At 69.7% G+C, this 23521-nt stretch carries 22 protein-coding genes; 4 read left to right on the forward strand and 18 right to left on the reverse strand.

Translation table 11 applies throughout. The features are described from left to right. Positions 1-4: 4 nt before the first annotated feature. The 6 genes from ACFSVL_RS31580 to ACFSVL_RS31605 all read right to left on the reverse strand — a co-directional run bounded on the left by ACFSVL_RS31580 (position 5) and on the right by ACFSVL_RS31605 (position 6952). Positions 5-1390: an MmgE/PrpD family protein gene (locus tag ACFSVL_RS31580; RefSeq protein WP_378309273.1), complete on the reverse strand. Its 1386-nt coding sequence runs from the start codon at positions 1388-1390 to the stop codon at positions 5-7. Then, entirely contained in the window at positions 1387-2226 is an 840-nt protein-coding gene (locus ACFSVL_RS31585) for a mycofactocin-coupled SDR family oxidoreductase (protein WP_378309275.1), read from the reverse strand. The genes ACFSVL_RS31580 and ACFSVL_RS31585 overlap by 4 nt, the downstream gene beginning before the upstream one ends. A gap of 109 nt (positions 2227-2335) precedes the next feature. Next, positions 2336-3148, reverse strand: coding sequence for an IclR family transcriptional regulator (locus ACFSVL_RS31590; RefSeq protein ID WP_378309277.1), 813 nt, complete (start codon positions 3146-3148; stop codon positions 2336-2338). A 58-nt stretch (positions 3149-3206) separates the two neighbouring features. Next, a complete protein-coding gene (locus tag ACFSVL_RS31595; RefSeq protein ID WP_354741174.1) occupies positions 3207-3881 on the reverse strand; it encodes a nitroreductase in 675 nt (224 codons plus the stop codon). Positions 3882-4076: 195 nt separating this feature from the next. Further along, positions 4077-5471 (reverse strand): MmgE/PrpD family protein, encoded by a 1395-nt coding sequence (locus tag ACFSVL_RS31600; RefSeq protein ID WP_378309279.1) that lies wholly within the window; start codon positions 5469-5471, stop codon positions 4077-4079. A gap of 17 nt (positions 5472-5488) precedes the next feature. After that, complete coding sequence (locus tag ACFSVL_RS31605) at positions 5489-6952, reverse strand: aldehyde dehydrogenase (RefSeq protein ID WP_378309281.1); 1464 nt, start codon at positions 6950-6952, stop codon at positions 5489-5491. Between the two features lie 158 nt (positions 6953-7110). On the opposite strand from ACFSVL_RS31605, the gene ACFSVL_RS31610 reads away from it, so the two are divergent. Then, positions 7111-8280: a CaiB/BaiF CoA transferase family protein gene (locus ACFSVL_RS31610; RefSeq protein WP_378309283.1), complete on the forward strand. Its 1170-nt coding sequence runs from the start codon at positions 7111-7113 to the stop codon at positions 8278-8280. Between the two features lie 20 nt (positions 8281-8300). Further along, positions 8301-9194, forward strand: a complete 894-nt coding sequence (locus ACFSVL_RS31615; RefSeq protein WP_378309285.1) for an HpcH/HpaI aldolase/citrate lyase family protein — start codon at positions 8301-8303, stop codon at positions 9192-9194. A gap of 438 nt (positions 9195-9632) precedes the next feature. Here the strand turns inward: ACFSVL_RS31615 and ACFSVL_RS31620 are convergent, their stop codons facing one another. From ACFSVL_RS31620 to ACFSVL_RS31675, 12 genes are all read right to left on the reverse strand, one after another. After that, positions 9633-10328: a GntR family transcriptional regulator gene (locus ACFSVL_RS31620; RefSeq protein ID WP_378309287.1), complete on the reverse strand. Its 696-nt coding sequence runs from the start codon at positions 10326-10328 to the stop codon at positions 9633-9635. Between the two features lie 79 nt (positions 10329-10407). Beyond that, complete coding sequence (locus ACFSVL_RS31625) at positions 10408-11238, reverse strand: acyl-CoA thioesterase domain-containing protein (protein WP_378310101.1); 831 nt, start codon at positions 11236-11238, stop codon at positions 10408-10410. 62 nt (positions 11239-11300) lie between these two features. After that, positions 11301-12461: a CoA transferase gene (locus ACFSVL_RS31630; protein WP_378309289.1), complete on the reverse strand. Its 1161-nt coding sequence runs from the start codon at positions 12459-12461 to the stop codon at positions 11301-11303. Beyond that, on the reverse strand, positions 12458-13276 hold the full coding sequence (locus tag ACFSVL_RS31635) for an enoyl-CoA hydratase/isomerase family protein (protein WP_378309291.1): 819 nt from the start codon (positions 13274-13276) through the stop codon (positions 12458-12460). Before ACFSVL_RS31635 ends, ACFSVL_RS31630 begins: the two co-directional genes overlap by 4 nt. Continuing rightward, positions 13273-14961 carry a CoA-transferase gene (locus ACFSVL_RS31640; RefSeq protein ID WP_378309293.1) on the reverse strand — a complete coding sequence of 563 codons (1689 nt, stop codon included), beginning with the start codon at positions 14959-14961 and terminating at the stop codon, positions 13273-13275. Before ACFSVL_RS31640 ends, ACFSVL_RS31635 begins: the two co-directional genes overlap by 4 nt. Further along, positions 14958-15413: a MaoC family dehydratase gene (locus ACFSVL_RS31645; protein ID WP_378309294.1), complete on the reverse strand. Its 456-nt coding sequence runs from the start codon at positions 15411-15413 to the stop codon at positions 14958-14960. The genes ACFSVL_RS31640 and ACFSVL_RS31645 overlap by 4 nt, the downstream gene beginning before the upstream one ends. Beyond that, positions 15410-16624, reverse strand: coding sequence for an acetyl-CoA C-acetyltransferase (locus ACFSVL_RS31650; protein WP_378309295.1), 1215 nt, complete (start codon positions 16622-16624; stop codon positions 15410-15412). Before ACFSVL_RS31650 ends, ACFSVL_RS31645 begins: the two co-directional genes overlap by 4 nt. Beyond that, on the reverse strand, positions 16617-17480 hold the full coding sequence (locus ACFSVL_RS31655) for an FAS1-like dehydratase domain-containing protein (protein WP_378309297.1): 864 nt from the start codon (positions 17478-17480) through the stop codon (positions 16617-16619). Before ACFSVL_RS31655 ends, ACFSVL_RS31650 begins: the two co-directional genes overlap by 8 nt. Continuing rightward, complete coding sequence (fabG, locus tag ACFSVL_RS31660; protein ID WP_378309299.1) at positions 17477-18211, reverse strand: 3-oxoacyl-ACP reductase FabG; 735 nt, start codon at positions 18209-18211, stop codon at positions 17477-17479. The genes ACFSVL_RS31655 and fabG overlap by 4 nt, the downstream gene beginning before the upstream one ends. A gap of 9 nt (positions 18212-18220) precedes the next feature. Then, positions 18221-19369, reverse strand: a complete 1149-nt coding sequence (locus tag ACFSVL_RS31665) for an acyl-CoA dehydrogenase family protein (RefSeq protein WP_378309300.1) — start codon at positions 19367-19369, stop codon at positions 18221-18223. Continuing rightward, the gene (locus ACFSVL_RS31670) at positions 19366-20184 is read right to left on the reverse strand and encodes an HpcH/HpaI aldolase/citrate lyase family protein (RefSeq protein ID WP_378309302.1); all 819 of its coding nucleotides are present in this window, start codon (positions 20182-20184) and stop codon (positions 19366-19368) included. The genes ACFSVL_RS31665 and ACFSVL_RS31670 overlap by 4 nt, the downstream gene beginning before the upstream one ends. Beyond that, a complete protein-coding gene (locus tag ACFSVL_RS31675) occupies positions 20181-21341 on the reverse strand; it encodes an acyl-CoA dehydrogenase family protein (RefSeq protein WP_378309303.1) in 1161 nt (386 codons plus the stop codon). The genes ACFSVL_RS31670 and ACFSVL_RS31675 overlap by 4 nt, the downstream gene beginning before the upstream one ends. Positions 21342-21570: 229 nt before the next feature. On the opposite strand from ACFSVL_RS31675, the gene ACFSVL_RS31680 reads away from it, so the two are divergent. Both ACFSVL_RS31680 and ACFSVL_RS31685 read left to right on the forward strand, forming a co-directional pair. Then, positions 21571-22248 (forward strand): GntR family transcriptional regulator, encoded by a 678-nt coding sequence (locus ACFSVL_RS31680; RefSeq protein ID WP_378309304.1) that lies wholly within the window; start codon positions 21571-21573, stop codon positions 22246-22248. 97 nt (positions 22249-22345) lie between these two features. Continuing rightward, positions 22346-23506, forward strand: coding sequence for a CaiB/BaiF CoA transferase family protein (locus ACFSVL_RS31685; RefSeq protein ID WP_378309305.1), 1161 nt, complete (start codon positions 22346-22348; stop codon positions 23504-23506). Positions 23507-23521 lie beyond the last annotated feature (15 nt).

Consider the following 23521-nt stretch of genomic DNA (forward strand, 5'->3'; position numbering starts at 1 on the left):
TCCGTCAGTCTTCCGGTGTCAGGGGCAGCAGCAAGGCCGCCATCACGTCGTCGACCTTTTCCAGCGCCAGAACATCTTGGATCATCCGGTCAGCCGTCGCATCCTCGAGCGGCAGCACCGAGAACGGCAGGCACATCCGGAACTTGTCGATGAAGTCCTGTTCGCTGAAGGGGTTCTTCGGATGCCCCTTCACATAGACGTGTTCGGTGGCGATCACCCGCCCGTCGCGCAGAGTCGTGGTCAGCCGGGCGCCCCAGTCGGAAACGGACGGATCCTCGACGGCGGAGATCCGGGTCATCAGCTCGCGCACCTCCGGACGCCGCCGCGCTTCGTCCGAATAGGACTGCACGAACACCCGTCGGTCGAAGGCGGCAGTGGCCACGGCGTAGGGAAGGCTGAACTGGCATTCCGGGACGGTTTGCGGATCCCACTTCTTCTCGGTCGGCTCGCAGACCGCCCGCCAGCCCGAGGTCGAGACTGCGATGTGGACGCTCGCGATGTCGGCGGCGGCGAACTCGTGCGTGCGCATCTGCTCGATGATGCCGTCGATCGAAGAGTGCGAGAAATAGCAGGCGCTGTAGCCCTTGGTGGTGATCTGAGTCGCCGTCCAGTCCTTTCCGAGACCGCGGGTCAGCGCGTCCGGATCGGTTTCCCAGCGCGCCGTGCGCAGAAAACCGTTGGGTCCGGTCAGCACTTCCTGCCGGGGTCCGGTGATGCCGCGGCGAGCGAGCAGGCACGCGGTGATCGCGGATTGGCACACGAGCCCGTGGTGCACGCGCACCATCAGCGTCGCCGGTGCGTAGATGCCCATCGTGTGCGGCTGCGTCATCGTGCGGGCGATGCCCTGGGCGTTCTCCAGCTCCTCCTGGGAGAATCCGAGCAGACTGCCGACCGCGGCGACAGCTCCGAAGATGTAGTGCCCGCCGCAGTCGTTGTCCTTCACCGCTTTGCTGATCACCCGGTACGCCGATCCGATGCGGATCAAGGTCTCCTGGCCGATCACCAGCGCGGTCAAGAACTCCGCGCCCGTGACGTCCGACCGCAGCCCGGTGGCGGCGAGCAAGCTCGCGACGATGTACTCGCTGACGTGCCCGGCTTCCTCGTGCAGATCGCCGCAGTCCATCGCCCTCGGCATCGGGCCGATGGCCAGCGCGGCTTCGGCGGCGGGCACGCGTCCGCCGTAGAACGGCAGGGGCGTTTCCGGTTTGCCGCCCTTGTCCCGCACCAAGTCCGCGATGGCCGGGATGCCGTCCATTCCGGACCCGCCGATCAGGACCGCCATGCAGTCGAGCAGGGTATGTTTCGCGTGCCGGACGACGTCTTCGGGAAGGTCGGCGTAGGTCGTCCGCGCTGCGAACCGGCACAGCGCGCGCATGGGGTCCTCGGTCATTTCAGCGTCTGCCCCGCGTCGATCTTCAGCTCGAGCCCGGTCACGTAGCGCGCTTCGTCGGAAGCGAGGAAGGCCACCGCGTTGGCGACGTCCTCAGGTTCGACCCATGGCACGTCCATCACCGGGATAGTCGCGAACCGGTCCTTGACCCGGTCGGCGGTGCGTTCCGCTTCCGGGAGGTCCGGTGCGAACAGCGCGTACGTTTGGTCGTTGTGGATCAGTTTCGTGTTGACCGATGTCGGCGCCACGCAGTTGACCCGGATCCCGAACGGGGCCAGCTCCAGTGCTTGCGTCTTCATCAGGCCGACCACGCCGTGTTTGGCCGCGACGTACGGCGAAAGGTTCTGCATTCCCTTGATCGCCATGGTCGAGCTGGTGAAGATCATCGATCCTCCCGAGCCCTGGTCCTTGAGGATCGGGATCGCCGCTTTCGCGGTGTGCCACACGCCTTTTAGGACCACGTCCTGAGTGGTCTGCCATTCGAGGTCGGAGATCTCTTCGCTCAGCCCGTACGACCAGATCCCGGCGTTCGCGACCACCACGTCGAGGCGTCCGAGCTGTCGCACCCCGTCCTCCAGCGCGGCCTTCAGCGCGGCGTAGTCGCGCACGTCGACCTGCGCGGTGACCACCGAGCGTCCCAGACCTTTCACCCCGCGCGCGGTTTCTTCGAGGTCCGCGGGCGTCGCTGGCGGCGCCACGTTCGTCTCCACCGGTGCGGCGATGTCCACGGCGATGATGTCCGCGCCGTCCCGCGCCAACCGCAGCGCTTCGGCGCGGCCTTGCCCGCGCGCCGCTCCGGTGACGAACGCGACCTTGCCTGCGAGTTTTCCTGGCATGCGCCCAGCTCCGTTCTCGACTCCGTTGTCCGGCCCCGAGATTCGTCCGGTTCGGCCGATGCGGGAAGGGTGTTTCTCGGCTGCCGAGAAACAGCCGGTGCGATGAGTCTCAGCCGAGTTCGACGGCTCGCCGGATCTGGCGCAGGAGCGAAGCGATCCGCGGGTCGGGCGAGTGGAGCCGGTACGCGCGGGAGATGCCGCGGGCAGTGGTGTGCAGCGCGGGCAGCAGTTCGGCGGCCGCGTCGGCGGCGAACGGGACGGTGACGGACAGCGCGGCGAGCGCGGTGCGGTCGTCGGCGAGGATCGGGACGGCGATGCCGGTGGAGTCAAGGGAGATCCAGCGGCGCGCGACGACGTGCCCGACCCGGCGGGCCTCGTGCACGATCCGGGCCACCTCGGCGCGGTCGACGACGCTGTGCTCGGTGAAGCGGACGATCTTGGCGGAAGAGAGGATCTCGTCGCGCACGCTCGGCGGGGCGAACGCGACGAGCACGATGCCGGGCGACGAGGACAGCGCGGGCAGCCGGACGCCGGGCTGGGTGACGTTGGTGGCGCCGGCCTGGCGCGCGGACAGGGTGTCGACGTTGAGCACGTCGTTGTGGTCCAGTACCGAAAGCAGCGTCGGCGCCTGGACGACGGCGCGCAGATCCTCCAGGTAGGGGAGAGCGCTCTCGCGCAGCGTCGGCAGCCCGGCCGAGCGGGCCGCGATCTCCCACAGCCGCACTCCGATCCGGATCCGCCGGTCGGCGTCGCGCTCGAGGATTCCCAGCCGGGTCAGTTCCGCCACGATGCGGTGCGCGGAAGGCACCGGAATGCCGGTGCACCGGGCGATCTCGGACGCGGTGCGCGCGCTGCTCGTGTCTTTGACAGCCTCGAGCACGCGCACGACCCGCTCGATCATCGACTCGCCGCGCGGAGACATCCGCCCCGCCTCCTTCCGTGCGCGGGGGCCGGGCGCGCTGGTCCGACGGCGACCGGGGTCATTCGTCGGCCCAGGTCACCACTTCCTCCAGCGGCGCGCGAGCGGTGCGGTAGCTGTTCGTCGGATGGTCCTCGTCGGGGTAGCCGAACGAGATGCCGAGCAGGATCTTCCGGTCGTCCGGGATGTCGAAGTGCTGCCGGATCAGCGTGGCGTGCCCGGCGAGGGCGGCCTGCGGGATCGCGCCCAGCCCGAGGCTTTGCGCCGCCAGCAGGAAGGTTCCGACGTACAGCCCGCTGTCGACGGCGCCGTAGAGGTCGTGCACGGCGTCGGTGGTGACGATCGCGACGTGCGGGGCGCCGAAGAAGCGGAAGTTCTCGAACGCTTGCCGGGCGGATGCTTCCCGGTCGCCGCGTTCGATGCCGACGGCTTCGTACAGCTGCCAGCCGCTGGCGCGGCGCCGGTCGCGGTACACGCCGCGGTATTCGGCGGGCGGGGCGAAGTCGAACTCGGCCGGGTTCTCCCGCGCCCACTCGGTCATCGCTTTCCGGAACCGTTCGGTCGCCGCGCCGCTGGTGACGATCACCTGCCAGGGCTGGGTGTTGCACCACGACGCCGTCCGCTGCGCGAGCGACAGCAGTCGCTCGACGACCGGCCGGGGCACCTGCCGGTCCTGGTAGGCGCGACAGCTCCACCGTGTGACCAGCAGATTCTCGAGTGCCTCGTCAGGGGTCATGCCCACCAGTCTAGCAATAATATAAAAAATATTTCCAGCTCGGCGCAGAGTGCGATGCGGTGCCGGGCTCGATCGGAGAGTGCGGGCGGTCGAACGGTTCGCGCCGCCCGGCGGACGGGCGGCAAGGCGGTCATCGAGTCCTGCGGCAGGCAAGCGAAAAGCGGCGGCGGAGGCCCGCCGCCGCTTTTCGCCGATTCAGGCCCGCAGCAGCTTGGCGAACTCGGCGGCCGGCTGGTCGAGATCGCCGTCCTTGATCGCGTGCAGCAGTGCGGCCCGCTGGTCCTCGCTCAGCGCCGAGGACAGCACGTCGTGGAACTTCGCGTCCAGATCCGCCTGCGACATCGGGTTTTCCGCCGTCCCGGCGGGGTTGTCCACGAACACGTGCTCGCCGGTGCCGTCCTGATAGGTCACCGTCAGGTCCGCGACCCAGCGCCCGGGGTACTGCTCGTCCAGGTCCGGCCGCACCTCGATTTTCACCTTCCGGGCCAGCGCGGCGACGTCGCTGTCTTCGCCGAGGTCCAGTTTCCCGGCCAGGTACGCCTGATGCGTCGAGAACCCGTTGCCGCGCCCCAGCGCCGACAGCGCGAACTGGAACGGCAGGCTGTACTGGAGGTGTTCGATGATCTTCGGCGCGTACGCGTTGCGGTTCTGGTTGCCGATCACCACGTCCCCGCCGGTCTGGATGCCCAGCAGCACCGACTCGATCCGGTCCGCGTCTCCGGTCAGCTGCCGGGCGCCGTCGATGTAGGCGTGGTTGATCCCGCAGCAGCAGTAGGGCTTGAGCCAGATGCGGGAGATCTCGAAGGTCTCGCCGAGCCCGAAGGCGGCCGCGTCCTCGTCGCCGACCTCCACCGCGGCGAAGGTGCGGAGGAAGCCCTTCGAGCCGGTCAGGAAGGTGGTCGGCCCGGTGATCCCGGCCCCGGCGAGTTCCGCCGCGCGGATGCCGCCGCGGGTCCCGATGCCCGAGTGCACGCGTTTGATCGAACCGCCGCCGGAGGTGTACTCGGTGGTGCCGGAAGCGTGGCTGAGCGCGATCGAGAGCGCGTGCCCGGTGGTCTCCAGGTCGAATCCGCGCAGTTTGGCGACCACCGCGGCGGCGCCGAAGGTCGACAGCAGGCCGTGCGGGTGGAACCCGCGCACGAGGAGGTCGGGGTTCGCCAGCTTGCCGATCCGGGTGTAGACCTCGTATCCCGCGACGATGGCGGTGAGCACGTCGCGCAGGTCGGAGCCGAGTTCTTCGCCGACGGCCAGCGCCGCGGAGATCACGCAGCTGCCCGGATGCGCGGAACTGGACCGGTGCGCGTCGTCGTACTCGAAGCCGTGGCCGAAGGTGGCGTTGAGGAACGCCGCGTCGGCCGCGCTCATCGCGTCGCCGGTCGCGACGACGTGCGCGTTTCCGGGGACGTGTGCCGCCCTGGTCATTTCGAGCACGGTTTGGCTCCACGGCAGTGCCGCGCTGCCCACCTGGAGGGCGAGCTGGTCCTGCAGCAGCCGACGGGTCCCGGCGACGGCTTCGGCCGGGATCGCGTCGAAGGTCAGGTCGGTGACGAGCCGCGCCGCGGCTTCTTCGACGGGGGAGAAGGTACCCACAATGGTTGCCTTTCCGATCAGGAGAGAGGGAGGCCGTAGGACTTGAGCTCGACGTAGGCGTCGAAGCCCTCGGGGCCCGCTTCGCGGCCGATGCCGCTGTTCTTGAATCCGCCGATCGGCGCGGTGAAGCCGACCGGGTTGCCGTTGACCTCAACGGTGCCGGTGCGGATCCGCCGGGCGACCGCCAGCGCGTGCTCCGGGTCGGCGGAGAACACCGAACCGTTGAGGCCGTAGTCCGAGTTGTTGGCGATGGCGACCGCCTCGTCCTCGGTGTCGAAGGTGTGCACGGTCAGGACCGGGCCGAAGATCTCCTCCTGGGCGATCTTCGCGCCCGGATCGACGTCGGCGAACACGGTGGGGGAGACGTACCAGCCGCGCTCCAGCCCGTCCGGCCGTCCGCCGCCGATCAGCAGCGAAGCGCCGGATGCCTTGCCGTCGGCGAGATAGCCCTCGACCCGGGTGCGCTGCGCCGCGCTGGCAAGGGGGCCGATCTCGGTCGCCGGGTCGAACGGATCGCCGACCGGCATCGACCCGATCAGCTCCACCAGCCGGTCGTGGAGTTCGTCGCGGCGCGAGCGGGAGACCACGATGCGGGTCTTGTTGCTGCACACCTGGCCGGTGTTGCGCAGCGACACGGCGCGGACGGCGGCGATCGCGGCGTCCAGGTCGGCGTCGTCGAGCAGTACCGCCGCGGACTTGCCGCCCAGTTCGAGTGTGCAGCGGCGCAGGTCCTGGCCGCACAACGCGCCGATCCGCCGCCCGGCCGCGGTGGAGCCGGTGAACGACACCTTGTCCACGCCGCGATGCCGGACGAGGTATTCGCTGACTTCCCGCCCCGCCGGAACGATGTTGACCACTCCGTCGGGCAGCCCGATTTCTTCCAGCAGGTGGCCGAGGAGGTAGGCGTCGAGCGGGGTTTCCGGCGAGGGCTTGAGCACCATGGTGCAGCCGGCCAGCAGGGCGGGCGCGAGCTTGATCATGGTGATCAGCAACGGCGCGTTCCACGGCACGATCGCGGCGACCACCCCGACGGGCTCCCGCGTGACGAGCGCGTGCCCGGTCGCGGACCGGCGGGTGCCCTGCCACGGGTAGTCCGGCGCGAGATCGAGGAACGCGTCGAGCAGCAGCCGCGGCCCGATCGCCTGCATCTTCGTCGACAGCGTGATCGGGCAGCCCATCTCGGCGCTGACCAGCTGCGCGATGTCGGTTTCGCGCTCGGCCAGAGCGGCGCTGAGCTTGCGCAGCACGGCGATCCGCTCTTCGAGCGGCAGGCGGGGCCACGGGCCGTGGTCGAACGCATGGCGCGCCGCGGCGACTGCCGCGTCCATGTCCGATTCGACGCCCTCGGCCACCCGAGCGAGGACTTCCTCCGTGGAAGGGGAAACCACGTCGAAGCACCGGCCGGACGCCGGGGCCGTCCACCGCCCGCCGAGGAAAAGCTTGTCGTAGTGGCCTTGCCACAGCTGGGGCTGTGCGGGCATCGGGGCACGCTCCTTGGTCGTCCGGTGGAGGGCTGAGTCAGCATACAGAATATAAAATATCTGGACCAGGGCAAGAAGCGAACGGACGCGCCTTGACTCGCCTCGGGCTAGATAATATAAAATATTATCGCAGTGCACCCTCAGCGAAGGCGGGCGACATGCAGCACAAGCCACTCGACGGCATCCGGATCCTGGAGATCGGGGGCTACATCTCGCTCCCGTTCGGGACCTCGATGCTGTGCGGCCTCGGCGCCGAGGTGGTGAAGGTGGAGAAGCCGGTGGTCGGCGAGGACTTCCGGCGCCGGATGAACAACGAAAGCCCGTACTTCCGCCAGTACAACGCCGGCAAGCGCAGCCTTTCGGTCGACCTCAAGACCGCCGAAGGGATCGGCCTGATCAAGGCGCTGGTGCCGCGCTTCGACGTGGTGCTCGAGAATCTCCGCCCGGGCAAGCTCGCCGCCATGGGGCTCGGTCCCGAGGAGTGCCGGGCGCTGCGCCCGGACGTCGTCTACGGCTCGGTCACCGGGTTCGGCTCCACCGGCCCGCTGGCCGATCGGCCCGCCTACGACACGATCGGGCACGCGTTCGGCGGGCTGTACTCGCTCTTCAGCGACGACGGGCGGCCGCAGCTCGCGGGCGGGCTGAGCGCGGACCTGGTGACCGGGCTGACGACGGCGGCGGGCGTACTCGCCGCGCTGGTCGGCAAGCTGAAGACCGGGCAGCCGCAGCGGATGGAGACCTCGATCATGGAGGCGGTCAGCGTGCTCACCGCCGACGGCATCACGCAGGCCTTCGAACTCGGCCGCGATCCCAGCCGCACCAGCAGGCACCCGCAGGCGCAGAACTTCTGCGTGCCGACCTCCACGGGCGAGTACCTCGCGGTGCACCTGTCGTCGTCGCAGAAGTTCTGGCAGGCGCTGTGCCGCGCGCTGGAGCGCACCGATCTGCTCGAGGACCCGCGCTTCGCCGAGTACCGCCCGCGCGAGGCGAACTACTTCGAGCTGGTGCCGATCGTCGAGGCGGAGTTCGCGCGCAAACCCAAGGAATACTGGGAGCGCGTGCTCACCGAACACGACGTGCCGTTCGCGCCGGTGCTGTCCATGACCGGCTACCTCGACCACCCGCAGGTGCGGCACCTGGACATCGCCGACCATCAGCCGGACGGTCTCGCGCTGCTCCGTCCGCCGTGGACGTTCGACGGCGTGCGCCCGGACCGGTCTTCGGTCGCGGCGACGGTGGGCGCCGACTCTCGTGCGGTCGCGAGCGAGGTGCTGGCGGCCGAAGACGTCGAAAAGCTGTTCGCGACCGGCGTCCTGTACGAATCCTGAACGATTACTGGAGAACTTCGATGAAGCCGTACCGTTCCATGCTCTTCGTCCCCGGCCACAAGGCTTCATGGGCCGACAAGGGCCTCGCATCCGGTGCCGACGCGCTGATCCTCGACCTCGAAGACTCCGTCCCGGTCGTGGAAAAGGAGAGTGCGCGCCCGGTCGTCGCGGAGACGATCGACCGGCTGCACGCGCAGGGCGTGCGTCCCGACGTGTGGGTGCGGCCCAACGCGTCGGTCAGCGGCATCCAGGGCGCGGACCTCGAAGCGGTCATCCGGCCCGGACTGGCCGGGCTGTTCCTGCCGAAGGTGTTCGACGCCGAGGAACTGATCCGCATCGACGCGGTCGTGTCGCACATCGAGGCGCGCGAGGGACTCGAAGCGGGCAGCGTCGGGCTGATCGTGAGCTTCGAGACCGCCGTGTCGATGGCGCACTGCGAGGAGATCGCCGCCGCGACGCCTCGGGTGTCCAGCCTGCTCGGCGCGACCGGCCCGAGCGCCGACGTCGGCCGCGAGCTGGGCTTCGAGTTCACCCCGGCCGGCCTGGAGACGCTGTACCTGCGCAGCAGGCTCGTGCTCGCCGCCCGCGCGGCCGGACTGCACCACCCGGTGGCCGGGGTGTGGCAGGACATCCGCGATCTCGACGGCGCGCGCCAGTTCTGCGCGGACAACAAGCAGCTGGGCTACCGCGGCATGGTGTGCATCCACCCGTCGCATGTGGCGATCGCCAACGAGGTGTTCACGCCGGCACCGGAGGCGGTCGATCACTCCCGACGGCTGATCGAGGCGTTCCGCGCGGCGGAGGCGGCGGGCAGCGCGGCGGTGGACTTCGAGGGCCAGCACGTCGACATCGCGCACGTGAAGACAGCGGAGGGGATCGTCGCGCAGGCGGACGCGATCGCGGCGAACGCTTGATCTGTTCCCGGCTGCTTCCGGGGCGGTCCGCCTCGGCCGTTTCGAGGATTGTCGTGCGGGCGGAGACTAGCGCGGCGAATGCCCGAAAAGCACCAATGCCAGGAACTCAAGGCGGCGCTGCGGGTGCCTTCGAGCCGCGTCCGCCCAGGTCGATAGTGTCGCCTGGCCTGGGATGCGGGGCGTGCGGTCCGTGAGGGGAACCCTGAGGGAATCTGATTCCTTCAGGGTGGCCCTCACGGACCGCAAGACATGGTCAGGCGGGGAGGAATCGGGCATTTCGGTGGCGGTGGCGTCTCTTGTAGACGGTCAGCGAGACTGAGACCACGCGGCTTAAGTTCCTGGCATTGCCGAAAAGCACCGGCTGGGTCACCTCGATCGAGGTGACCCAGCCGGTTTGTTCTGTCAGCGGCGGGCCGCTCAGTCGCCGTCCGGTGTGGACTATTCCGTCTCTTCCGCCCAGAGACCGCGCTCCTCGAGCATCCGGACGACGTTGTCGGCTCCGTCGAGGATGTGCCGTTCGGCGATCGTGCGCGCCTTGCGGGCGTGGCGGCCGCGCAATGCCTGCAGCAGTTCGGCGTGGTCGGCGAGGGTGTGCTCGACGTGGCCTTCGATCGTCGCGTAGAAGCGGTTCGGCAGGTGCTTGACCACGGAGCTGAGCAGCAGCGTCAACCGGTGGGAGTCGGCGGCCAGGTTGAGCTGGCGGTGGAACTCGTGGCCGAGCCGGGTGATCGCTTCCTGGTCCCCGGCTCCGGCGGCCTTCTCGAAATCCTCGTTGATCGCTTCGAGGCGCGCGACCTGCTCCGGCGTGATCTTCTTGGCGGCGCGCGCGGCCAGTTCGGCGGAGAACTGGGCCTGCGCCCAGAACAGGTCCCGCACGTCCTGGCGCGACACGGGGGCCACGACGAACCCGCGGCGCGGCACGAGTTCCACGAAACCCTCGCTGCGCAACGAGAGCAGCCCTTCGCGCACGGGCGTGTTGCTGACCCCGACCGCCTCGGCGATGGGTTCGGTGCGCAGGAATTCGCCCGGCTTGACGTCGCCGGACATGATCAGCTCACGGACGTACGTCGCGACTTCCTCGGGCAGCTGCTGACGGCGGTCGCCGCTGCGCAGCCGGGCCAGTTCGTCGGCCACGGGCCACCTCCCCAACGCCTCGAAGCGGTTTCGAGGATCTGATGTTCAGCAAAGAACATGATATATCGACGGCAGGAGATTATGGCACGGCCGGCAGGCTCCCGGGCGCGCCGACCCGCCGGGGATCCACCGGCGCGGCGGCGAGCAGCGCGGTTCCGCTGACCGTGCCGAGGGGCCCTTCGCGGTCGAACACGGTCGCGGTCGTGACCGCGACGCCGTCGTGCTCGACGCGGTGGTCGGCGGCGAGGCCCAGCTGCAGGTCGCTCGCGGGCACGCGGCCGAGGGTGAGCGTGAGGTCGGCGTTGATGAACTCCAGGCCGGCGTCGCCCCAGTTGGTCACGAGGTTGACCAGGTCCGCGGCGGTCGCGGCGTGCTGGAACGGCGTGGGCCGCTCGCCGCGCACGATGTCCTGCGGGAACACCCAGACTGTCTTGCGCGAGGCGTTCTGGTGCGGTTCGGGCGATCCGGTCCAGCCGACGCCCTCGCTGTGGAACACGCGCGGCTCTTCGGTCTCGGGGAGCACGTCGGGCGGCGGGGGCACGGGGAAACCGGACGGGGCCCAGGCGCTGCCGACAGCGGGGGAGCCGGCGGCGAGGAACAGTCCGGAGCCCTTGCCGACAAGGGTTTCCCCTTGCCAGAGCGTCGCCTCGACGAGGCAGAGGCGACGTCCGCGGCGCACTACCTCCGTCCGTACGGCCGAGGGCGCGAACGCCGCCGGGCGCAGCAGATCGACAGTCCAGCGGGCCGGGCGGAACACCTCCGTCCCGGCCGCCCGCTCCGCGGCGCGAGCGAGCGCTCCGCTGGTCGCCATGCCGCGCAGCTGCTTGCCGTCGCTCCAGCTCGCCCGTGCTTCCGGCAGCGGGTGCAGGAGTTCGCCGTCCGGGCCCGGCGCCGCGGTGAAAAAGGCCATCGTCACCTCCCGAATATAACATTTTATATGTCATAGGAAGGAGGCGGCCGCGGTCGGCGTCGTCAGTTTTCGGCGGGCATCGGCAGCACTTCGTCGTTGTGCTGCCCGACTTCCGGCGCGGGGCACGGGGCGAGCCGGGCCCCGTCCACTTGGATCGGCGACTTCGGAGCCTGATGCGGGCCCGCGCCGGGCTGGTCGACCTCTCCGAACAGCGCCAGTTCGCGCAGCGCGGCCCCGCCGTCGCGGCCGAGTTCGGCGAAACTGCGGTAGCGCTCCCACAGAATCCGGTGCCGTGTCAGCGTTTCCGCCGCTTCGGCGTACGGCGTCCGCCTGAACCACCTCGCGAGCAGCGGCGTGATCACGTCGCGGTGCCGGTAGCGGTCGGACTCGGTGGCGAACGAGATGCCCAGCGCCTCGGCCAATCCGGCGAAGGCGGCCGCCAATCCGGTCGCGGCGAGCATTTTCGCCCAGTGCCGTTCGGTGAGCAGTACGATCATCACCCGGACGCCGTCGGCGGTCACGAAATCGTGGCCGTAGGTGCCGTAGACGTCGTTGCCCGACTTCGTCCGCTCGTGGCCGGTGAGCTGTGCTTCGGCGAGGTAGCCGAGGTTCCCGGCGGTGGCGAGGGCGACGTCTTCGAGCGCGACCCGGATCGACCGGCCCCGGCCGGTGACCTGGCGGTGCCGTTCGGCGGCCAGCAGCCCGACCGCGAGGTACAGCCCGGCGCAGACGTCCCACGCGGGCACCACGTGGTTGACCGGCGCGGGCGTCTCGGGGGCACCGGTGAGCATCGGGAATCCGGTCGCGGCCTGGACCGTGTAGTCGACCGCCGCGCCGCCGTCCGCACGCCCGGACAGCAGCACGTGGATCAGGTCCGGCCGCCGCGCGCTGAGTGTTTCGTATCCGAGGTCGGCGTGCCGTTCGGTGTTCGTCACGACGACGCACGGGCCGCCGCCGACGATCAGGTCCGCGACCCGCGAACGGTCCTCTTCGGACTCGAGATCGAGCGCGATCGCCCGTTTTCCCTTGTTCAGCCCGGACCAGTAGAGGCTGGTGCCGTCGTCGGACAAGGGCCAGCGGGTGCGGTCGGGTGCGCCCCCGAGCGGTTCGACGCGGATCACGTCCGCGCCGAGCTGGGCGAGGGTGAGCCCGCACAGCGGGGTCGCGACATAGGCGGACAGCTCGACGACCCGCAGCCCCGCCAGCAGGGCCGGACCGGTCACGAGTCCTTCTCGTGCACCCGGGAGAAGTCCGGCTGGCGGCGTTCGCGGTGCGAGGCGAGGCCTTCGTGCACCTCGGGCCCGCCGAAGCCGTAGAACTCCAAAGCGAGCGAGGAATCGAAGATGGCACCGGCGAGCTGGCGGTACCAGAGGTTGAGGCTCTGCTTGGTCCAGCGGATCGCGGTGGGCGCGCCGTTCGCGAGTTCGTGCGCGATCTCGCGGGCGGTGGGCAGCAGCTCGGCTTCCTCGTCCACACACAGCGACACCAGGCCGATCCGTTCGGCCTCGGCTCCGTTCAGCGGGCGGCAGGTCATGAGGTAGTACTTGGCCTTGGCCATCCCGCACAGCAAAGGCCAGCACACCGCTGCGTGGTCGCCCGCCGCGACGCCCAGCCGGGTGTGGCCGTCGATGATCTTCGCGTTGGCGGTGACCACGGAGACGTCCGCGAGCACTCCGGCGACGAGCCCGGCACCGACGGCTGGGCCGTGGATCGCCGAGACAATCGGCTTCGAGCAGTCGATCACGTTGTAGACCAGGTCCCGCGCCTCCCGCATGGTGCGGGAGCGCGCTTCGAAGTCGGTGGCCAGCTTCTCGACCAGGTCGAACGACCCGCCAGCGGAGAAACCCTTGCCTTCGCCGCGCAGCAGAACGGCTTTCACCCAAGGGTCGCGGTCGAATTCGCGCCAGACGTCGGCGAGATCAGCGTGCGCGGCTTCGCTCACCGCGTTGAGGTTCGGGGCGTCGAGGACCAGTTCGAGGACGCCGTCCTCGTCCGGTCCGTCGATCCGCAGGTTCTCGAATCGTGCGTAGCGGCTCATGCCGCTCCCTTCTTGCCGTCGCGGAGGAACAAGCCCTCGCGGTCGTACTTTCGCAGCTGTCGTACGTCTTCTTCGGTCACCTCGGGCAGTTCGCGCAGGTCGTCCGCGACGGTGAGGTCCCAGCCGCACCGCGACCGGACGTAGGCGATGCGTTCGGCCAGTGGTTCCGGCCCGGGTGCGATCGCGGTGAGCACGAGTTCGCCGTCGCGCTGGGTCAGGACGCCGAGGTCGGTGACCACTGCCCGCACCCGTGCGCCGGGGCTGGTGACGTAGCTGCAGTTTTCGATGAACCGCCGCGGGCTCATCGTCCCGACGACGTACGTCTCGTCGGCACCGGTCACGACGTCGTTCCCACCGCCGGAACCGACGAGATACGGGCCGCCCGCGATCCGGGTGGTGTTGATGTTGCCGTGACGGTCGATTTCCGCCGCCCCGACGCAGGCGATCGAGCGCGTCGCCGGGCCGTTCACGAGATGCCCCAGCGCCTGTTCGGTGTCGAGCAGCATCGAGGACGACGAGAAGTTGGCGAAGCTGAAGATGAACGGGTCGCCAGGCGTCGGCGAGTAGTCCCACAGGCCGAGTTCGGCCGCCAGCGCGACCTCGTGCCCGTCCGCCTTGGCCTGTTCGACGGCCACCCAGGCGGCGAGGTTCGCCAGCCCGGCACCGGCGAGCACGCCGTCGGCACCGGTTTCCGCGATCCGCGACCGGACCAGCGCGGCGAGCCAGGTCGCCGCCCGTTCCGGGCGGGTCACTGGCCCGGTGTGTTCGCCGCGGCCGGTGGGCGGAGTCGGCTGCCCCAGTGTGCGGGTCAGGTTGCTGAGCCGCGCTTCGCCGAGTTTCGCCAGGTACGTGTCGTGGTCGACGAGGATCCATTCGCGGATCCAGTCGTCGAAGTCCGCCGAGCGGCTGGCTTCCCGTGCGGCGATCCAGAACTCCACGTCCTCGGCGTAGCCGTCAACCGGCAGCCGCGCGCCCTCGGTGCCGGGGAAGACCCCGCCGGGATGGGCACCGAACGGAGCCTCGACCACGGCCAGCACCCGGTGCGCCGGGACGCGGACGAACGACGCCCACGGACGCAGGTCGTCCACGACTTTCTCCACCGTCGCCAGCACTCCGCGCCGGGCGGCGAACGCGCCGATCGAGCCTTCGAACATCGGCGGTGCGATCGCCAGATTGCCCTGCCGGTCGGCGACCGCGGCGTGCAGGATCGCGACGTCCGGGGTGAGCGGCGCGACCAGTCCGACCTGGCCGAACGGCGTGTCGACCTCCGCGTAGCCGGGGTTTTCGGTCATGGACGAGTCGCGCACCGAGCCGGTGACCACGGCGGGCACGCCGGTCGCGGCGGCGCGCAGGCCTTGGATGTAGCTGAGGAACGACCAGTTCTCGACCTCGACCGTGCCGTCCGCGTAGGACTGCTGGAACACCGGATTCGGGGTGAACACGGGAAAGGAGTCGCCCGAGTAGACGGTCACGACCTTCTCCAGGCATCCGGAGCGGAACAGCGCCGCGCCGAGCGACGAGAGGCTGGCCATGATCAGCGTGAACCGCGACGGCCGGTGCCAGTGCTGCCGCGCGATCTCGCGCACGAGCGCGCTCCAGCGGCTGTGTCCCAGGATGACGTGCAGCCCGTCGCCCTCGCGGACATGGCGGGCGACGGCTTCGTCGAGGCGGCAGAACTCGGTCATCCGGCCACGACCACCAAGGTTTCGGCGACACACGCCGGCTTCGCCGCGCCTTCGAGTTCCACGGTGTACCGCGTGGTGACGGTGACCCCGGCGGCGCTGTCTTTCGCCTCGGCGAACGTCGCACGGGCGCGCAGCCGGGACCCGACCGGGACCGGGGACGGGAAGCGGACCTTGCCCAGCCCGTAGTTGATCCGCGCGGACCCGAAGTCCAGCCGGACGAGCTGCGCGCTGAAGTACGGGATCAGTGACAGGGTGAGGAAGCCGTGCGCGATAGTCGCCCCGAATGGCCCGTTCGCGGCCCGTTCGGGATCGGTGTGGATCCACTGGCGGTCGCCGGTGGCCTCGGCGAACGCGTCGATCCGCGCCTGGTCCACGGCGAACCAGTCGGTCGGCCCGATTTCCTCGCCGATCGCGGCCCGGACTTCGTCGGCCGAGCTGAATACGCGGGTCATGCAGTCACCCGCTCGAAGACTGCGGCGAGGCCTTGCCCGCCGCCGATGCACATGGTTTCGAGTCCGTAGCGGGCTTCGCGGCGCTGCATTTCGCGGGCCATTGTGGCGAGGATGCGGGTGCCGGTGGCGCCGACGGGGTGGCCGAGGGAGATGCCGGAGCCGTGGACGTTGAGCCGGTCGAAATCCTTTTCGCCGAAGCCCCATTCCCGCGTGCACGCCAGTGCTTGCGCGGCGAATGCCTCGTTGAGTTCGATGAGGTCGATGTCGGAGATCTTGAGTCCGGCGCGTTCCAGCGCGAGCGCGGAGGCGGGCACAGGTCCGATGCCCATGATCTTCGGCTCGACTCCGGCGACGCCGTGGGAGACCAGCCGTACGAGGGGGCGGAGGCCGAGTTGGTCGGCGCGTTCGCGGGTGGTGACGATGCAGACGGCGGCGGCGTCGTTCTGGCCGCTGGCGTTGCCTGCGGTGACGGTGGCTTCCGGGTCTTGTTTGCCCAGTACCGGTCGCAGCTTGGCGAGCGTTTCGACGGTGGTGTCGGGCCGGGGGTGTTCGTCGGTGTCGACGACGGTGGTGCCTTTGCGGGTCTCGACCGGCACCGGGATGATCTCCTCGGCGAAGACCCCGGATTGCTGGGCGGCGACGGCCCGTCGGTGTGATTCGGCGGCGAGCCGGTCCTGCTCTTCCCGGCTGATGTTGTACTGGCGGCGGAGGTTTTCGGCGGTTTCGAGCATTCCGCCGGGGACGGGGTAGTGCTTGCCGCCGGGGGTTTGGCGGCCGCGGGTGAGGGAGTCGTGGAGGTGGACGCCTGCGCCGGTGGCTCCCCAGCGGATGTCGTTGGCGTAGAAGACGGTGTTGGACATGCTTTCCGCGCCGCCCGCGACGATCAGTTCGCTCGCGCCCGCCTGCACCTGCAGTGCGGCCAGCAGCACCGACTGCAGCCCGGAACCGCACCGCCGGTCGACCTGCATGCCCGGCACGGTGACCGGCAACCCCGCGTCGAGCGCGACGACGCGGCCGATGGCGGGGGCTTCGGCGGTGGGGTAGCAGTGGCCGAGGATGACGTCGTCGATCGCGTCGGCGGGCAGGCCGGTGCGTTCCAGCAGGCCTGTGAGGGCGATGGTGGCGAGGTCGGCTGCGGGGACGGTCTTGAGCGCTCCGCCGAAGCGGCCGATCGGCGTGCGGACGGGTTCGCAGATGACGGCGTCACGCATGGGGAGTGCCTTCCTCGTGGTAGTCGGCTTCGAGGCTGGTGCGCGGTCCGGCGGCACCGATGAGGGTCAGGGTCGCGCCGCCGGGCCGGGGCTCGGTGCGCAGCTGCGCGGGCTGGCCGCAGAACAGCGGGGCCAGGTTGCGGTGCGCCAGCCGCGTGACCCGCGCGCTGGGGGAGTCCAGGCGCAGCACTTCGGCCAGTGCGAGAGACATCAACGGGCCGTGCACGACCAAGCCCGGGTAGCCCTCGACCCGCGTCGCGTAGGGCCAGTCGTAGTGGATGCGGTGCGCGTTCGCGGTGGCCGCGGAGAAGCGCATCAGCAGGGTGGGGTCGGTGGCGAAGCCCCAGCCGTTTTCGCTCCGGCGGAACGGGGCGCCTGCCAGGTCGACGGGTTCCACCGGAGGCGCTTCGGAACTCCCGCCTGCCTCGCGGTAGATGAGGTCCTGCCGTTCCTCGACGAGCGGTGAACCGTCCACACCGGACAGCACGGTCCGCACCACGACGATCACCAGCTTCCCGGAGCGACCGGATTTCTCCGTCACCGAGTCCACAATGGACCGGCGGGTGACCGTCTCGTCGATCTTCGGCGGCCGGTGCACAGTCACCTCTCCACCAGCGAACATCCGGCGCGGCAGGTCGGTCGGCGGCAGGAAGGTGCCGCGCGCCGGGTGCCCGTCGGGGCCGAGTTCGGCGGAACCAGGCCAGCGGGGGAGTGCGACCCAGTGCCACAGCGGCGGCAGATCCTCGCCCGGCCGCGGTGCGGGAAGTCCGTTGTCGAAGAGCGCGGCCAGTGCCGCGACCGGGGCGGGGTCGACCAGTTCCGCAGTGGTGACGGCGTGCGGTTCCCAGCCGGTCACATGAACCGTCCGCCGGTGACTTCGAGCACCGTGCCGGTCATGTACGACGAGAGGTCGGAGGCGAGGAACAGGGCCACCGAAGCGATTTCGCCGACCTCGCCCGCCCGGTGCATCGGGATCTCGGCCATCTTCTGGTCCCAGGCTTTCTGCGGCATGGCTTCGGTCATGGCGGTGCGGATCAGGCCCGGCTGGATCGCGTTCACGCGGACGCCGTGGTGCGCCATCTCCTTCGCCGCGGCTTTGGTGAGCCCGACGATCCCGGCTTTGGCGGCGGAGTAGTTGGTCTGCCCGACCATGCCGACCTTGCCCGACAGCGACGACAGGTTCACGATCGCCCCGCTCTTGCGTTCGCGCATGATCGCGGCGGCTTTGCGGGTGCCGTTCCAGGTGCCTTTGAGGTGCACGTCGATGACCTGGTCGAAGTCGTCCTCGGTCATGGTCCGCATGGTCGCGTCGCGGGTGATGCCCGCGTTGTTGACGAACACGTCGACCGGGGAAAACGCGTCGGCAGCGGCGGTCAGGAGAGCGTCCACATCGGATGCTGTGGTGACGTCGCAGCGGACGCCGATGGCGTCGCCGTTGAGGCTGTGCGCGGCTTTCTCGGCGGCGTCGGCGTCCAGGTCGCCGATCACCACTCGCGCTCCGTGGGCGGCGAACAGTTCGGCGATGGCGAGTCCGATGCCTTGGGCGGCTCCCGTGATGACGGCGGTCCGGCCGGTGAGCAGAGTCATGGGGTTCCCTCAGATCTTGTTGCGGGCGACGAGTTGGGCGGCGATGACGTTGCGCTGGATTTCGTTGGTGCCTTCGCCGACGATCATCAAGGGGGCGTCACGGAAATACCGTTCGACGTCGTACTCCCGGGAGTAGCCGTAGCCGCCGTGCACGCGGATGGCGTCGAGCGCGACCTGCATCGCGGTCTCGGACGCGAACAGTTTCGCCATCCCGGCTTCCATGTCGGCCCGTTCGCCCGCGTCGAGTTTTTCGGCGGCGTCGAGGGTGAGCAGCCGGGCGGCGCGCATTTTGGTGGCCATGTCGGCGAGGAGGTTGCCGACGGATTGGTGTTTCCAGATGGGTTTGCCGAAGGATTCGCGTTCCTGGGCGTAGCGGACGGCGTCGTTGAGCGCGGCCTGTCCGACGCCGAGCGCGCGGGAGGCGACCTGGATCCGGCCGACTTCCAGCCCGCGCATCATGTGCGACCAGCCCTGGTTCGGTTCGCCGCCGAGCACCGCGTCCGCAGGAACCTGCTGTCCGTCGAAGACGAGTTCACACGCTTCGACCCCGCGGTAGCCGAGTTTGGGCAGTTTCTTGGAGACGATGAGGCCGTCGCCGGGTTCGACCAGCAGCACGCTCATCCCGCGGTGCGCGGGTTTCGCGTCGCGGTCGGTGATGCACAGCAGCCCGATCAGGCCGGAGTGCGCGGCGTTGGAGATCCACGTTTTCGACCCGGTGATCGTGTAGCCCTCGTCGCCGGGAACGGCCTGGGTGCGCATCGCCTGCAGGTCGCTGCCGCCGCCGGGCTCGGTCAACGCCATCGTCGCCCGGATCCGCCCCTCGGCCATCGCGGGCAAGTACTTCTCACGCTGCTCCGGGGTGCCGAACGTTTTGATCAGGTACGTGATGACGGAGTGCCCGCCGATCGCCCCGGCCAGGCTCATCCAGCCGCGGGCGAGTTCTTCGGTGACGCGGGCGAAACAGGCGGTGCTGACGTCCACCCCGCCGTACTCGGCCGGGGCGAGCAGTCCGAAGAACCCGAGCTTCTTCATCTCCTCGATGAACTCGGCCGGGTAGACGTCGTCGGCCTCGAATTCGCGGACTCGGGGCCGGACCCGTTCGTCCACGAACTCCGCGACCAGGGCGACCATCTGCTGTTCGTCGTCGGTGAGCGTCATCGCCCGTTCCCTTCCCGTGCCTGCCGGAGGACGCGCTGGGCACGCTCCAGCACCGGCTTGTCGACCATCTGCCCGCCCACCGCGACCGCGCCGCCCGCACCGGCGGAGTCGAGGATCGAGTGCGCCCAGCGGACTTCCTCGCGCGTCGGGCGCAGTGCAGCAGCGGCGACGGGTACTTGTTTCGGGTGCACGCACAGCTTTCCGGTGAATCCGAGCCGCCGTGCGTAGCGGACTTCGTCGGTGAGGTGCAGCTCATTGTCGAGATCCGCGGTGACGCCGTCGATCGGCCCGGGCAGCCCGGCCGCCGCCGACGCGAGCACGAGTGCGCCCCGCGCGGCGACGAACGCGTCCCGATCGGCCGGATCGGCACCCAGCTCCGCGGCCAGATCGAAGCTGCCGAACGCCAGACGCTGCACGTTCGGCACGGCTGCGGTCTCCCGCGCGTCCAGGATGCCTCGTGCGGTCTCGACCAGCGCGATCACCACCGGCAAGACCCCGAGCTGTTCGCCCGCGGCACGCGTCGTGACCGGTTCGGCTTTCGGCAGCATCACGGTGCACCGGCGCCGCCTGAGCACGGCGAGGTCTTCGTCGTGCCACGGGGTGCCGGCGGCGTTCACCCGCACCGCGCACTCGGGGTTCTCCTCGAGCCACGCGACGACCTGTTCCCGCGCGTACTCCTTGCGCTCCGGCGCGACGGCATCCTCCAGATCCAGCACGACCAGGCTCGGCTTGGCGGCCATCGCCTTGCCGAACCGCTCCGGCCGGTCGCCCGGGACGAACAGGAGGGTCGCCGCTTCCCTCGCCCGGTTGGTCATTTCTTCGCCTGGCGCACGAGGCCGCCGCCGATGATCAGCCGCTGGATCTCGCTGGTGCCTTCGTAGAGCCGCAGGAGCCGGATGTCGCGGTAGATCCGTTCGACGGGGACGTCGCGCATGTAGCCGGTGCCGCCGTGGATCTGCACCGCGAGGTCGGCGACCTTGCCCGCCATCTCCGTGCAGTACAGCTTCGCGGCCGACGGCCCGATCCGCCGGTCTTCACCGGATACGTAACGCGCCGCGGTCTCCCGCACCAGCGCGCGTCCGGCCATCACACCGGTCTGCTGATCAGCCAGCATTGCTTGCACCAGCTGGAAATCGCCGATCGGCTGACCGCCCTGGGTCGCCGAAGCGGCGTACGTGACGGACTCGTCCAGCGCCCGCTGCGCCGAACCTACAGCCAGCGCGGCGATATGCACGCGACCCCGCGCGAGGGAGGTCATCGCGGCGCGATACCCGTCGTCCTCGTTGCCGCCGACAAGAGCGGACGCAGGCACCCGGACGTTGCTGAAGGTGACGTCCGCGGTCCAGGCGCCTTCCTGGCCCATCTTCTTGTCCTTGGGCCCGACCTCCAGCCCCGGCGTGTCCGCGGGCACGAGGAACACCGCGATGCCCGGCCCGGAGTCGTCTGCGGGACGGGTGCGGGCGAACACGACGAACAGATCCGCGATCGGCGCGTTGGTGATGAACCGTTTCTGCCCGTCGAGCACCCACTCGTCCCCGTCGCGCACCGCCTTGGTGCGCAGTCCCGCAGGATTGGACCCGGCACCGGGCTCGGTCAGCGCGAACGACGCGACGACCTCGCCCGAGGCGATGCGCTCCAGCCACTGGCTCTTCTGCTCGTCGGTGCCGAAGCCGACCAGCACCTGTCCGGCGATGCCGTTGTTGGTCCCGAACATCGACCGCAGCGCCAGCGACGTGTAACCGAACTCCATCGCCAGCTCGACATCCTGCGTCAGATCAAGACCCAGCCCGCCCCACTCCTGCGGGATCGCGTACCCGAACAGGCCCATCTCCGCCGCCTGCGCCCGCAGGTCGTCGGGGATGGCGTCGCCGTCCATGATCTCCTGCTCGCGCGGAACGACCTTCGCCCGGACGAAGTCGCGCACCAGCTCCAGAATCGGCCGGAAGTCCTCGGGAGTAACCGCTGCTGCCATGCCGTCCACTATGACCCAGACCGCCGACGCAGGAAATACTTTATCAGAAATCATCGAATGGCTCACACTGCCGGGCGACGCTCGAGACACATGATGTCGCAGGTCAAAGGCAGGTTCTGGACGCGGCAGACGGTTCCGGCAGGAGCGACGCGGCCGCCGGAACGTGCCTCGGTCGTGTAATACTTCATCCGATACGTCGCCGACGCACGGATCGGAGAGAGTCGTGGCGATGCCCGAAACCGCGAGTGCCGGACCGCGCCGCACCGGCCCGGCGAACCTCAACGCGATGGCCGCCCAGGAGATCCGCCGCCGGGTCTTCTCCGGCCAGCTGCGCGCCGGGGCGAAAATCGACCAGGAAGCCCTCGCCGACGAACTCGGCATCAGCAAACTCCCGATCCGCGAAGCGCTGATCACCCTCGACCACGAGGGCGTGGTCGAGCACATCGCCCGCCGCGGCGCGTTCGTCGCGCAGTTGACCCGCGACGACATCCGCGACCACTACCGGGTGTTCGGCGTCGTGTCCGGACTGGCCGCCGAACGAGCAGCGAAGAATCTGTCGCCGGCAAGCCTTCAGGCGCTGGAAGATCTCGCCGACCGGATGGAACAGGAGCCGGATCGGGCGGAGCTGGAACGGCTGAACTTCGAGTTCCATCGCCGGATCAACCACGCCTCGGGCTCGCGCCGGCTGGTCTCGATCCTGGCGATCCTGGTGAAGACCGTGTCGCACGGGTTCTACGAGGCGCATCCGGACTGGCCGGACAAGGCGGCCGGCGACCACCGGCGGATCCTGCGCGCGCTGAGCAGCCGTTCGGGCGCTCGGGCGCGGACGCTCGTGGAAAAGCACTTCGCGGACGGAAGCGAGCGCGCGGTGGCTTTGCTGGAGCGGCAAGGGTTCTGGGCGAACTGACCGGTCGCGACGGGGCAACGCCCTTGCTTGAGCCGACCCATAGTATATAATATTTAATAATCTCTGCCGTGATTCTTGCGACTGCCGAGGAGCGCCGATGACCACCGAGACGGCCCGGACCGGACCGCTGGCCGGAGTACGGGCGGCGGTGCTCGCCGGGATGGGCCCGACGCCGTTCGCGAGCATGCTGCTGGCCGACTTGGGCGCGGAAGTCGTGCGTGTGACGCGACCGGCGCGCAGGCGGGGCCGGGCGCTCGGCCAGACCGAGGGCATGGCCGCCCGCCACGATCTCGCCAACCGGGGCGTCGGGACGGTCGAGGCCGATCTCAAGTCTCCGGAGGGCGTTCGCGCGGTGCGGCGGCTCGCCGAAGCGGCCGACGTGTTCGTCGAGGGTTACCGCCCGGGTGTCGCGGAGCGGCTCGGGCTCGGGCCGGAGGTCCTGCTGTCCGGGAACCCCGCGCTGGTCTACGCGCGGCTCACTGGATACGGCCAGTCGGGTCCGCTCGCGCAGCAGGCCGGCCACGACATCAACTACGTCGCGCAAACCGGTGCGCTGCACGCGATGGCCCGGGCGGGGGAGGCGCCGCGGCCGCCGATCAATCTGCTTGGCGACTACGCCGGCGGAGGCCTCATCGCGGCCTTCGGCATCGTGAGCGCGCTGCTGGAAGCCCGCACGTCGGGCCGGGGCCAGGTGCTCGACGCGGCGATGATCGACGGCGTCGCGTTGCTGACGGCCAAGCTCCAAGGCTTGCGGGCCGCCGGTCGGTACTCCGACGAACCCGGTACGAACTACCTTGACTCCGGCGCTCCGTTCTACGACACCTACCGCTGCGCGGACGGCCGGTACGTCGCGGTCGGCGCGCTGGAGCCGGATTTCTACCGCGAGTTCGTCTCCCGGCTCGGCGTCGATCCGAGCGGCTGGCCGGACCAGGACGACCGTGCGGGATGGCCCCGGCTGCGCACGCTCATCGCGGCGGCGCTCGCCGGGAAGGACCGCGACGAATGGGCCCGGATCTACGCGGGCACCGACGCTTGCGTCACGCCGGTGCTCACCTTCGACGAAGCGGCCGAGCATCCGCACAACGCCGAACGGCACGTATTCGAGCGCGTTGGCGGTGTGCTCCACCCGCGGCCCGCCCCGCGCTTCAGCCGTACTCCGGTGCGCGAACCGTCCGCGCCCGACGCCGGGGTGCTGGACCTGGACCGGCTGCTGACGGCGTGGACCGCGTCCGCCGAGCCTCGCGAACAGTCGGCCTGAGCCCTGGAAGCCGCC

It is taken from the genome of Amycolatopsis silviterrae (assembly GCF_042684085.1).
In the GTDB taxonomy this organism is placed as follows: domain Bacteria; phylum Actinomycetota; class Actinomycetes; order Mycobacteriales; family Pseudonocardiaceae; genus Amycolatopsis; species Amycolatopsis silviterrae.